Here is an 11,605-nt window from a genome sequence, read left to right as displayed (position 1 = left end):
CAATGTTCCCTTCACGGCAGGCCGGCGGCCCTTAGTCCACTTTGGACGGGTGGCGTGCCAGCGGGGTCACCTTGATCTCCATGTACGGGAACAGCGGAAGCGCCGACAACAGTTCGTGCAGCTCGTCGTGGCAGGCGACGTCCAGCACCGAGAAGTTCGCGTACTCCCCGGCGATCCGCCAGATGTGCGGCCACTTCCCGCTGCGCTGCAGCTGCTGGCTGTAGGCCTTCTCGCGGGCGATCAGGTCGTCGCGGACAGCAGGGTCCAGGTCGGCGGGGAGGCGGACGTCCATCCGCACGTGGTAAAGCATCGGTCTCCGATCAGGTCACGCGGAACGGGTCACGCCGGGTCGAGCACGAAGCTGTACTCGACGGTCTCGCCGGAGCCGGAGGCGGCCGGCTTCGGGTCGAGCACCAGTTCCGGCTTCACCGCGGAGGCGATGTCGTCGTCGTTGTGCTGGTCGCCCGGGAAGTACAGCTGCGCGGTGAGCAGTTCGTGGCCCGGCGCGGACACCTTGACGTGCAGGTGCGCCGGACGCCACGCGTGCCAGCCGGCCGCGGCGATCAGCTTGCCGCAGGCGCCGTCGGTCGGGATCTGATACGGCGCGGGCCGCACGGTGTGGATCTCGAACGTGCCGTCGGCTCCGGTGGTGAAGGTGCCGCGCAGGTTCCACTCCGGGATGTCCGGTGCGAACTGCGAGTACAGCCCGTCCGCGTCCGCGTGCCACAGCTCGACCTTCGCCCCGCCCAGCGCGCTGCCGTCGGTCGAGGTGACCTGGCCGGTCCAGGTGAGCGCGGTGCCCGGCTCGTTCTCCCGGGTCGGGACGGTGCCGTTCGCGCCCTGCTCGGGGGCGTCGGGCACGTAGTACGGGCCTTCGATGGTGCCCTTGTTGCCCTTGCGGTGCTCGGTGGCGACCTCTTCGACCACGTGCTCGACCCAGACGTCGAGGAACAGCGGCCATTCGCCGTCCTCGCCGACGCTGATCAGCCACGACTTCAGCGCGTTGTACTCGTCGTAGGTCACCTTGTGCTTGCGGATGGTCGCGTGCACGGCGTCGAGCACCTCGCGGGCGAGCAGGCTGACCCGCTCCTTCGGGGTGCCCGCGACACCGGCCAGCTTGTCGCTCTTGAACCGTTCGGTGGCGTTGGCTCCGGACGCGGCGGCGGTGGGGGAATGGGTGGCGGTCATGAATCCTCCTTGATCCATCGGGTTTTCCGGCTCAGGCGTCCTGGCGGTAGTGCCGGAGCTTGTCGGGGTCGAGGGCGGCGCCGAGGCCGGCGCCGGGGCGGATGGCCAGTTCGCCGTCCGCGATGCGCAGCGGTTCGGCGAGCAGGTCGTCGGTCATGTCGAGAAAGTTGGACAGCTCGCCAGGGCGGCGTGCCGTGAGCTCGTAGGCCGATCCGAACGCGACAGTGCACAGTGAACCGATCTGGCCGTCGATCTGGTTGCCCATCACCACTTCCAGCCCGAGTCCCTCCGCGAGGTGGTGGGTGCGCTGCGAGCGGGTGAAACCGGTGCGGGCGGTCTTGATGCTGATCGCGGTGGCCGAGCCGGCCAGGATCTCGCGGGTCACGTCCGCCGGGGTGACCGCGGATTCGTCGGCGATGAACGGGATGTCCAAACGCGACACCAGCCAGCGGCGGCCGAGCACGTCGTCGGCCGGGCACAGCTCCTCGGCGAACAGCAGGTCGAGGTCGGCCATTTCCTTCATCGCCCGGGCGGATTCCGCGGCGGTCCAGCCGCGGTTGCCGTCCACGTACAGGTCGACCTCGCCGCCGAATCGGGTGCGCAGCGCGCGGACCACGTCGGTGTCCAGCGAAACCGGCCGGCGGCCGACCTTCACCTTGAACGTGGTGATGCCGTAGGTGTCGCGGATCCGTTCCGCTTCGGCGACCATCGCGGCCGGTTCGTCGAAGCCGAGCATGTGCGAGACCTTCATCCGGTCGGTGTACCCGCCGAGCAGTTCGGTCACCGACACGTCCAGGCTCTGCCCGAGCGCGTCCCAGATCGCCATGTCCAAAGCGGACTTCGCGGCCGGGTTGCCGACGGTGCGGCCGAGCCGGGCGTGCACTGTCTCGCGCTCCAGCAGGCTCAGCCCGACCACTTGCGGCGCGAACACCGTCTCCAGGACCGCGACGATGCCGGCCTGGGTCTCGCCGTAGGTGAACGGCCGCGGGGGCGCTTCGGCGACGCCGACGACGCCGTCGTCGGTGTGCACGCGGACCAGCACGTGCTCGGCGGTGCGCACCTCGCCGGAGGCGAAGCGCAGCGGCTTGCGGTAGGGGATGGCGAACGGGATCGCCTCCACCCGGGTGATCTTCATCGTGTCCTCCCTGACACGGGCACTTCGACGGGGAACAGGTCGCTCAGCGCGTCCAGCACGGCCGGGACCAGTGCCGGGGGCCGGTCGCGGTGCCAGGCGAGCGCGAGCTGGACGGACGCGGCGCCGGCGAGGTCGCGGAACACGACCCCGGCCAGCGGCAGGGCCCGCGCGGACGCGGGGACGACGCCGACGCCGAGCCCGCCGGCGACCAGCGCCAGCAGCACCGCGGTGCCGGCCGCTTCTTGCTCGCGCTGCGGGGTGAACCCGGCATCGCGGCAGCTGCGCAGCACGGCCTCGTTGACGACGGAATGGCTGGCCGGGTAGGTGACGAACGCTTCGGCACGCAGGTCGCTCATCGACACCACCGGTTCGACCGCCAGCCGGTGGTCGGCCGGGACGGCGAGGATCAGCGGCTCGGTTTCGATCAGGTGCAGGTCGAGGTCGCCGCCGGTGACCGGCGGCCGCAGCACGCCGATGTCGAGCGTGCCGTCGCGCAGCCGCTCGCACTGCTCGCCGGTGAGCAGGTCGGCATGCACCTCCAGTTCGACTTCGGGCAGCCGGTGCCGCAGCGCGCGGGCGACCTGCGGCAGATGGGAGAGCGCGGCGGTGCCGGTGAAGCCGATCCGGGCCAGCCCGCGCCGTCCGTCCGCGATGCGCCGGGCGCCGCGCGCGCCGGCTTCGACCGCGTCCAGGATGCGCTGGGCTTCGGCGAGGAAGAACCGGCCGGCCGGGGTGACCTGCACCTGCCGGGTGGTGCGGCTGAGCAGCGCGACGCCCAGCTCGTCCTCCAGCTGCCGGATGGCGTGCGAGAGCGCGGGCTGGGCGAGGTGCAGGCGTTCGGCGGCCCGGCCGAAGTGGCAGGTCTCGGCGACGGCGGCGAAGTACCGCAGGTGGCGCAGTTCCATCGGGCTGCCTCCTCACCGGCTCCTCGAGTGGTCTCGCTCACCGTAAGTTCGGGTATTGAGTGAAGACAAGGAGCGGTTTTCGTCAGATTGATAAACGCGGTCGATTAATTGCACCCTAGGTCAGGACTGGGTCTTGCCCTGGTGTGCCCTCGCCGTCGTCCTGCCACAGTTCGGGCAGCGCCCTGCTCGGGGGCCGGTCAGTGCAGATCAGAGGCCCGTTGGAGGAGTCATGACGGAGACGCTGGACCACGCTGCCGCGGTGGTCGCGGACGCGGTGGTGGACGATCCGGAGGCGGGGGTCTACCGCGCGAACCGCCGCATCTTCACCGACGAGGAGATCTTCGAACTCGAGATGAAGCACATCTTCGAGGGCAACTGGATCTACCTCGCGCACGAAAGCCAGCTGCCGGACCCCGGCGACTACTTCACCACGAACATCGGCCGCCAGCCGGTCGTCATCACCCGGGACAAGGCCGGCGAGCTGCACTGCCTGATCAACGCCTGCGCGCACCGCGGCGCGATGATCTGCCGCCGCAAGCGCGACAACCGCCCGACGCTCACCTGCCCGTTCCACGGCTGGACCTTCCGCAACGACGGCAAACTGCTGAAAGTGAAGGACCCGGACGGCGCGGGCTACCCGGAGTCGTTCGACACCGGCGGCTCGCACGACCTGACGAAGGTCGCCCGCTTCGAGTCCTACCGCGGGTTCCTGTTCGGCAGCCTCAATCCGGACGTGCTGCCGCTGACCGAGCACCTCGGCGACGCCGCGAAGGTGATCGACATGCTCGTGGACCAGTCGCCGGGCGGGCTCGAAGTGCTGCGCGGCGCGTCCACCTACACCTACGACGGCAACTGGAAGGTGCAGGCGGAGAACGGCGCGGACGGCTACCACGTCACCGCCACGCACTGGAACTACGCCGCCACCACGGCCCGGCGCAACACCGGCGAGTCGGCGAACGAGACGAAGACACTCGACGCCGGCGCATGGGGCAAGTCCGGCGGCGGGTACTGGTCGTTCCCGCACGGGCACCTGTGCCTGTGGACCTGGGCCGGGAACCCGCAGGACCGGCCGCTGTGGCCGCGGATGGCGGAGCTGAAGGAGAAGTACGGCGCCGCCAAGGGCGAGTTCATGGTGCGCGGCTCCCGGAACCTGTGCGTGTACCCCAACGTGTACCTGATGGACCAGTTCTCCACGCAGATCCGGCATTTCCGGCCGATCGCGCCGGACAAGACCGAGGTCACCATCTACTGCATCGCGCCGAAGGGCGAGAGCGCCGAGGCCCGGGCCTGGCGGATCCGGCAGTACGAGGACTTCTTCAACGCCTCCGGGATGGCGACGCCGGACGACCTGGAGGAGTTCCGGTCCTGCCAGCTGACCTTCCGGGCGACGGCCGCGCCGTGGAACGACATGAGCCGGGGCGCACGGCACTGGCTGACCGGGCCGGACGAGGTCGCGTCGTCGCTCGGGCTGACCGGGGTCGTCTCGGCCGGGCAGAAGAACGAGGACGAGGGGCTTTACCCGGTGCAGCACGGGTATTGGCAGGAAACCATGCGCGCGGCGATCGACCGCGAGCAGGCTGTCCGAGGAGAGAACCGATGACCGCGGCCGCCGAGAAGACCATCACCCAGCAGGACGTCGAGCAGTTCCTCTACCGCGAGGCGCGGTACCTGGACGACCGCGAGTTCGAGAAGTGGCTGACCTGCTACGCCGACGACGTCGTGTACTGGATGCCGTCCTGGGGCGACGACGATCTGCTCACCGAGGACCCGCAGCGCGACATTTCGCTGATCTACTACCCGAACAAGGGCGGGCTCGAGGACCGGGTCTTCCGGATCCGCACCGAGCGCTCCAGCGCGACGTCGATCCCGGAACCGCGCACCAGCCACAACATTTCCAATGTGGAGCTGATCGAGCGCCGTGGCGACCTGGTGGACGTGCGGTTCAACTGGCACACCATGTACTTCCGCTACCGCACGGTCGACCCGTATTACGGGACTTCGTTCTACACCGTCGATTTTTCCGGTGCCGCGCCGCTGATCCGGCGCAAGACGGTGGTGCTCAAGAACGACTACATCCACCACGTCGTCGACATCTACCACTTCTGAGCGGAGGCGGTCATGAACCACCGGATCGCTCTGTCCTTTGAGGACGGTGTCACCCGCTTCGTCGCCTGCGCGCCGGAGCAGACCGTCGCGGACGCGTCGTACCGGCAGCGGATCAACATCCCGCTCGATTGCCGCGACGGGGCGTGCGGGACGTGCAAGGCGTTCTGCGAATCGGGAGAGTACGAAGGCGGGGACTACCTCGACGACGCGCTGAGCGCGGACGAGGCCGCGCGCGGGTATGTGCTGCCGTGCAGCATGAAGCCGAAGTCCGATCTGGTGCTGCAGATCGCGAGCACCTCGGCGGTCGCGAAGACTCAGGCCGCCGAGCATCACGGCACGGTGGCGGCGCTGGACCGGCTTTCGCCGACGACGATCGCGCTGACCGTCGAGATCCGCGACCGGGACCGGCTCGCGTTCCTGCCCGGGCAGTACGTGAACATCGCCGTGCCGGGCTCGGACGCGACGCGGTCGTACTCGTTCAGCAACGCGCCCGAGGACGAGCAGCTGACGTTCCTGGTGAAGCTCACGCCCGGCGGGGTCATGTCGGAGTACCTGACCGAGCGGGCCAAGCCCGGTGACGAGCTGACCTTCAGCGGGCCGCACGGGAGCTTCTTCCTCCGCGAGACCGACCGGCCGGTGCTGTTGCTGGCCGGCGGAACCGGGCTCGCGCCGATCCTGTCCATCGTGCGGGCGATGCGCGATCGCGGCACCGCCCGGCCCGCGCACCTGGTGTACGGGGTGAGCACCGACGACGATCTGGTGGAGACCGCGACGCTGGAGAAACTCGCGGCCGAGGTGCCCGGGCTGACCTGGGACTACTGCGTGTCCGATCCGGACAGTGCCGCGCCCAACAAGGGATATGTGACCACGCTGATCCGGGACGAGCACCTGCACGGCGGCGACGTCGCGGTCTATCTGTGCGGGCCGCCGCCGATGGTCGAAGCTGTGCGCGGGCATTTCTCGTCGGGCGGGTTCGAGCCGACCGGGTTCTATTACGAGAAGTTCGCTCTCGCCGCTCCGGCGCGCACGCCCGATGCTCCGGTGGCTCCGGTGACCGTGGTGGCTCCGGTCGCGCCGGAGTCGCCGCCGGAGCCGGAGCCGGAGTTCGGCGCGGGCCGTGCGCTGGCCGGGCAGGAGTTGTTCCCGGCCGCGGAATTGCCGCCGCTGCGGGCGGGCGCCGCGCTGTCCGCGGCGGAGGAAGCGCGGATCGCGCGAACGGTCGCGGGCCAGGAAATGCTGCCCGCGCCGGAGGAATCCCCGGGCGAATACGAGATCGGCGAGGAACATCCGTCGGTGCACGAATCGGACGCGGTTTTCGAGGCGCGGCAAGCGCTCGAGCTCGGCGCCGTCGAACTGACCATCGGACGGCTGACCTCGGGCCAGCTCGCCGGGTACCGGCTGCTCGCCGAATCGACAGTGCCCTATGTGGACGGTGACCGATTCCTCGACGCCGCCGCCTACACCGAAACCAACGCGGCGTTTCACGACTACCTGTTCACTCTCACCGGAAACGAGCACCTGCTGCAGGCGTACCAGGCTCTCGGCGTGAAGGGCCACATGGCCGAGACGCTGCGCAACGCGACCTGGTGCCATCCGCGGTGCACCCAGGACCACCTGGACCTCGTCTCCGCCTTCGAGCGGGGCGACCGAGGCACCGCGCGCCGGCTGATCGCCGGGCACGCGGACCGGTCCAAGATCACCACACGGCGCGCGATGGGCGGCGCGGCGGGCCCGAAGTTCGTCTCGCCGGGCCGGTTCGCGGGCAAGGTCGTGGTGGTCACCGGAGCCGCGCAGGGGATCGGCGAGGCGACCGCCCGGCGGATCGCCGCGGAGGGCGGCGCTCTGGTGCTCGCCGACCGGTCCGGCCTGGTCAGCGAGCTGGCCGGGGAGCTGCCGGAAGCGTTGCCGGTGGTCGCGGACCTGGAGACGTTCGCCGGGGCGCAGGCGGTCGCCGAGGCGGCGCTGGCCCGGTTCGGCCGGATCGACGTGCTGGTCAACAACGTCGGCGGCGCGCTGCGGTTCAAGCCGTTCACCGAGTTCGGCCCGGACGAGATCGAGGCCGAGATCCGCCGTTCGCTGCTGACCGCGCTGTACTCCTGCCGGGCCGCGCTGCCGTCGATGGCGCAGCGGCGCGGCGGGGTGATCGTGAACGTGTCGTCGGCGGCCACCCGGGGCATCCACCGGATCCCGTATTCGGCGGCGAAGGGCGGGGTCAACGCGCTCACCGCGTCGCTGGCGTTCGAGTACGCCGAGGCGGGCATCCGGGTGGTCGCGACCGCTCCGGGCGGCACCGAAGCCCCGCCCCGCCGGATCCCGCGCGGCGGCCCGGACCCGGTCACCGACCAGGAGCGGGAGTGGTTCCAGGCGCACATCGGCCAGACCGTCGATTCGTCGTTGCTCAAGCGGTACGGCACCCTGGACGAACAGGCCGCGGCGATCGCGTTCCTGGCCTCGGACGAGGCGTCCTACGTCACCGGCACCGTGCTGCCGGTCGCCGGGGGCGATCTCGGCTGAGGGGCACCGAAGGAGGACCGTGACCGGACCGGCGCAGGAGCTGGCCCGTCTGCTGACCCAGACGGGCCGCGCCGTGTTGCTGTCCGGTCCGGGCGGCTGCGGGCGTACAACCCTCGCCCAGCGCGCGGCGGACGCGTTCGCCGGTCCGGTGCGGCGAGCGACTGCGGCCGACTGGGAGAGCGGCAGCGGATACGCCGTCCTGCGGCAGCTCTTCCCTGGCCTAAACACAGAGGGCGACCCGCTTGCGGTCGCCGCCCGGATCGCAGCGGACCTGCCTCCGGGCGCGCTGCTGGTCGTCGACGACGCGCAGTGGGCCGATGTCGACTCAGTGCGAGCGCTGTCGTCGTTGCTGCGCCACCATCCGGCGGCGCGAGCGACTGTCCTGCTCACCGCGGCGACCGGCGATCCGCGTGCCCGCGCCGACGTGCTGGAGCTGCTGAACCGGATGGCCGACGACGAGGTCCGCGTGCCGCCGCTCGACGCCGGGGGAGTGTCCGAACTCGCGTCCGCGCAAGGCATCGCGCTGCACCCGACGATGGCCGAGCGGCTGTGCCGGCACACCCTCGGCCGGCCGCGCGACGTCGTGCAGCTGCTGACCGAGGTGCCACGGACGACCTGGGCGCGGTTCGATCCCAATCTGCCCGCTCCGGCTGCCGTCGCCGCTTCGGTTCGGGAACGGCTCGCGACGCTGTCGCCGGAAGCGGAGCGGTTCGTCGCCGCGACGGCGGTGCTCGGCGGCGGAGCGGCGGTGCGTTCGGCGGCCGAGCTGGCCGGGCTGGACGGCGACCCGCTGCCCGTGCTGGACGAGGCCTGCGCGGTCCGGCTGGTCGGACTCGCGCCGCGGGGGCTCGCCGAAGTCGGACCGCCGGATCCGATGGTTCGTGCCGCGGTGCTGGCGTCGCTGGGCCCGTCGCGCCGGTCGCGGCTCCAGCGCCGGGCTGCCGAACTGGTCGAAGACCCGGCGCGGAGTCTGCGGCTGCTGGTCGCGGCGAGCCCGGTGCCGGACGCGAGCGTCGCCGACCGGCTGGACGCGCTGGCCGTCGAACGCGCGGCAGCCGGGGCTTGGGGCACCGCCGCGGAGCTGCTCAACGACGCTGGCCGGCTGACCGAGGACGCGCAGCTGCGGCAAGCCCGCATCACCCGAGCCGTCGACGCGCTGATCGGGGCCGGTGACGTGTTCCGCGCCGCGGCGCTCGCCCCGGAAGTCGAAAGCGTTCGGGAGACGCCGTTGCGGGACGCGGTGCTCGGGTACCTCGCCGTGGTGCGCGGCCGGGCCGCCGAGGCGGGCGGGCGGCTGAGCCGGGCGTGGGACATCGTGAACGCGGAACGGGATCCGGAGACGGCAGCGTTGATCTGCCAGCGGTACGTGCTCGACGCGCTGTGCCGGTACTCCGCGGACGACCTGGTCCGCTGGGCGGACCGAGCCTTGGAACTGGCCGTGCCGGAAACGCCCGCCGCCATCGAGGCCGCCGCGATTCGCGGCCTGGGACTCGCCGCGTCGGGCCGCGCGAAGCAGGCGCGCCGCGACTACACGCATCTGGCCGAGCGCATCCGGCACGGCGCGCAGGCGCAACGCGTGGTGATGGCACGCGGCTGGCTGAACCTGCTCACCGACCGCATCGACGATGCGCGCGTCGACCTGGAAAGTGCGGTGCCGACCAGCTACCTGGGCGGTTCGGCACGGATTTCCCTGTGGGCCCAAGCCTGGCTGGCCCGGACGCTGTTCCTCAGCGGGGAGTGGGACGACGCGTTGCGGGTGGTGCGGGAAGCGCTGGTGCTGGTCGACCGCACCGGGATCGTGCTCACCGCGCCACTGCTGCACTGGACCGCCGCCGCCGTGCACGCGCTGCGGGGCGATCCGGAGCGGGCCGACGAGGCGTTGCTGGCGTGCGCGTCGGGTCCGCAGGACTACGAGATCATGCGCGTGCCGGGCCTCCTGGCGCGAGCACAGGTCGCCGAGGCCGCGGCGGATTCGGCCGGAGTGCTGCGGGCCCTGCATCCGTTGACGCGTTCGTCCCTGCCCGCGGCGGTCGACGAGCCTGGGCACTGGCCGTGGCAGGATCTGTACGCGCACGCATTGGTCCTCAGTGGACGGTCCGAGGAAGCCGATGCTTTCCTGGAACCGCATGAACGCCTGGCGGTCAAACGAGATCACCGGTCGGCTCAGGCCCGCCTCGCCGCGGCGCGCGGCCGGTTGCTCGGAGCCCGGAACGATCATGCCGGTGCCGCGGTGGCGTTCGAGGAAGCGGTGGAGCTGATCAACGCGCTGCCGCTGCGCTACGACCAGGCGCGGATCGCCTTCGCCTACGGGCAGACCTTGCGGCGACTCGGCCGGCGCGCGCGGGCGGATACCCAGCTGGTCGCCGCCCGAGACGGCTTCGCGTCGATGGGGGCGGCCACCTATGTGGCCCGTTGCGAGCGGGAACTTCGCGCGGGCGGGGTGCATTTGCCGCGGTCCGGGGCGGACAGCCTTACCCCGCAGGAGGAAGCGGTGGCGAGGATGGTCGCCCGTGGACAGTCCAACCGGGAGGTGGCGGCGGAGCTGTTTCTGTCCGTGAAGACCGTGCAGTACCACTTGACGCGGATCTACGCGAAGCTGGGCATCCGGTCCCGGACGGAGCTGGCGGTGCTGCGTTCGGGACCGGACGACGTGGCGTAGCTGCTCAGCCGCGAGGGCCGAAGGTCCACCGGGCATGCGCTCCCGGCCCCACGACCAGTGTCGAATGCCCGATCTGCTCCACCTGCCGGGTTCCCGCGGGCCGGTTCAGCGCCAGGTCCACCTGCCGCAAACCGACCTGGTCCACCGGCACCGCGTCGAACCGGATCGTCGTCATGCCGTCGCTGGCCACCGCACCGCCGGGCAAGGTCTGCACCGCCATGCCCCCGGCGCGCAGCAGCGGCAGCGTGCTGTCCAGGTCGCGCGCGGTGATCCCGAGCCGGATGCCGGTTACGTCGCGCATCAGATGGTCGCGGTAGCCGTCCGGCAGGTACCGATCGCGGCTGACGTCGCCGGGGCAGCTCGCCGGACCGGTGTTGCTGCGCGGGTCGGCGAAGTACTCCGGGCGGTACTCCATGCCCCAGGCGCTGAAGGTGTCGTACTGGTCGGTGGTGAACACCGCGTCGAACCACGGCACCGGTTTGCCGTCGCCGAAATCTCGGGTCTGCAGGAACTTGACCGGGTTCGCGACGCCGAAATCAGGCAGCCGGCCGATCACCGAGGACAGCTGGCCGGTGCGTTCGACCGAGACTCCCAGGCCCGCCGAACCGAGGTTGCCGTCTTTGCCCGGGACGTCGCCGACGCCGAACAGTTCCAGGTAGGTTTCCCGGCCCATCAGGTACCGGCCGGTCCATTTCTCGCCGCCGGCGCCGGTGGTGGTCCGGACCTGGAAGTTCGCGAATTCCTGGAGATAGGCCGAATGCTCGATGGCGTCGGCGGTCTCGCGGTCCAGCACCCCGTAGGAGTGGTTGAACCGCAGCAGCGCGGATTGTCCGGCCGCCGTCGCGGTTCCCGCTGCGGTGGCGGTTCCGGCCGCGGTCGTCACCAGGGCGAAGACCAGCGCGAGCAGCTTCAGGACGGTCCGGGTTCTTCGTCGATTCGTCATGCCGCCGCAGAGTAAGGCGTGCCGGCCCAGACGGTGGCGGTTTGGTCCAAGAGGACCGCAACGGCCTACTGAGAATGTCTTACCAGGTATCTGATCAGCCGGAGATTAGTTCACTTGGAGCAGTGACAGTGGTTCACCTTTAGTAACAGAATCAG

General features: G+C 70.7%; 9 protein-coding genes. 4 read left to right on the top strand and 5 right to left on the bottom strand.

Annotation, left to right across the window (positions count from 1 at the left end; all coding sequences use genetic code 11):
* Positions 1-31: 31 nt before the first annotated feature.
* From catC to AMYBE_RS0116895, 4 genes are read right to left on the bottom strand one after another with little or no spacing between them, the layout of a single operon-like run.
* Positions 32-310, bottom strand: coding sequence for a muconolactone Delta-isomerase (gene catC, locus AMYBE_RS0116910; RefSeq protein WP_020660572.1), 279 nt, complete (start codon positions 308-310; stop codon positions 32-34).
* A gap of 29 nt (positions 311-339) precedes the next feature.
* Complete coding sequence (gene catA, locus AMYBE_RS0116905) at positions 340-1,188, bottom strand: catechol 1,2-dioxygenase (RefSeq protein WP_020660571.1); 849 nt, start codon at positions 1,186-1,188, stop codon at positions 340-342.
* Between the two features lie 31 nt (positions 1,189-1,219).
* On the bottom strand, positions 1,220-2,323 hold the full coding sequence (locus AMYBE_RS0116900) for a mandelate racemase/muconate lactonizing enzyme family protein (protein ID WP_020660570.1): 1,104 nt from the start codon (positions 2,321-2,323) through the stop codon (positions 1,220-1,222).
* A complete protein-coding gene (locus AMYBE_RS0116895) occupies positions 2,320-3,228 on the bottom strand; it encodes a LysR substrate-binding domain-containing protein (protein WP_020660569.1) in 909 nt (302 codons plus the stop codon). Before AMYBE_RS0116895 ends, AMYBE_RS0116900 begins: the two co-directional genes overlap by 4 nt.
* Positions 3,229-3,457: 229 nt before the next feature.
* Between AMYBE_RS0116895 and benA the strand changes: the two genes are divergently transcribed.
* From benA to AMYBE_RS0116875, 4 genes are read left to right on the top strand one after another with little or no spacing between them, the layout of a single operon-like run.
* Positions 3,458-4,828 (top strand): benzoate 1,2-dioxygenase large subunit, encoded by a 1,371-nt coding sequence (gene benA, locus AMYBE_RS0116890; RefSeq protein ID WP_020660568.1) that lies wholly within the window; start codon positions 3,458-3,460, stop codon positions 4,826-4,828.
* Positions 4,825-5,334, top strand: coding sequence for a benzoate 1,2-dioxygenase small subunit (gene benB, locus AMYBE_RS0116885; RefSeq protein ID WP_020660567.1), 510 nt, complete (start codon positions 4,825-4,827; stop codon positions 5,332-5,334). Before benA ends, benB begins: the two co-directional genes overlap by 4 nt.
* Before the next feature lie 12 nt (positions 5,335-5,346).
* Positions 5,347-7,848, top strand: coding sequence for a benzoate 1,2-dioxygenase electron transfer component BenC (gene benC, locus AMYBE_RS46645; RefSeq protein WP_020660566.1), 2,502 nt, complete (start codon positions 5,347-5,349; stop codon positions 7,846-7,848).
* Positions 7,849-7,867: 19 nt separating this feature from the next.
* Positions 7,868-10,507: a helix-turn-helix transcriptional regulator gene (locus AMYBE_RS0116875; RefSeq protein WP_020660565.1), complete on the top strand. Its 2,640-nt coding sequence runs from the start codon at positions 7,868-7,870 to the stop codon at positions 10,505-10,507.
* Between the two features lie 4 nt (positions 10,508-10,511).
* Here AMYBE_RS0116875 and AMYBE_RS0116870 read toward each other — a convergent pair whose 3' ends face one another.
* Entirely contained in the window at positions 10,512-11,450 is a 939-nt protein-coding gene (locus AMYBE_RS0116870; protein ID WP_020660564.1) for a DUF5829 family protein, read from the bottom strand.
* Between the last annotated feature and the right edge of the window lie 155 nt (positions 11,451-11,605).

Origin of the sequence: Amycolatopsis benzoatilytica AK 16/65 (genome assembly GCF_000383915.1) — a bacterium.
GTDB lineage: Bacteria > Actinomycetota > Actinomycetes > Mycobacteriales > Pseudonocardiaceae > Amycolatopsis > Amycolatopsis benzoatilytica.
The sequence above is the reverse complement of the archived record's forward strand: the minus strand, read 5'-3'. Positions and strand labels throughout refer to the sequence as shown.

Coding starts and splice junctions, on each gene's coding strand:
- AMYBE_RS0116900 (WP_020660570.1), bottom strand. CDS start 2,323: ATGAAGATCACCCGGGTGGAGGCGATCCCGTTCGCCATCCCCTACCGC.
- benA (WP_020660568.1), top strand. CDS start 3,458: ATGACGGAGACGCTGGACCACGCTGCCGCGGTGGTCGCGGACGCGGTG.
- benC (WP_020660566.1), top strand. CDS start 5,347: ATGAACCACCGGATCGCTCTGTCCTTTGAGGACGGTGTCACCCGCTTC.
- catC (WP_020660572.1), bottom strand. CDS start 310: ATGCTTTACCACGTGCGGATGGACGTCCGCCTCCCCGCCGACCTGGAC.
- benB (WP_020660567.1), top strand. CDS start 4,825: ATGACCGCGGCCGCCGAGAAGACCATCACCCAGCAGGACGTCGAGCAG.
- AMYBE_RS0116895 (WP_020660569.1), bottom strand. CDS start 3,228: ATGGAACTGCGCCACCTGCGGTACTTCGCCGCCGTCGCCGAGACCTGC.
- AMYBE_RS0116870 (WP_020660564.1), bottom strand. CDS start 11,450: ATGACGAATCGACGAAGAACCCGGACCGTCCTGAAGCTGCTCGCGCTG.
- catA (WP_020660571.1), bottom strand. CDS start 1,188: ATGACCGCCACCCATTCCCCCACCGCCGCCGCGTCCGGAGCCAACGCC.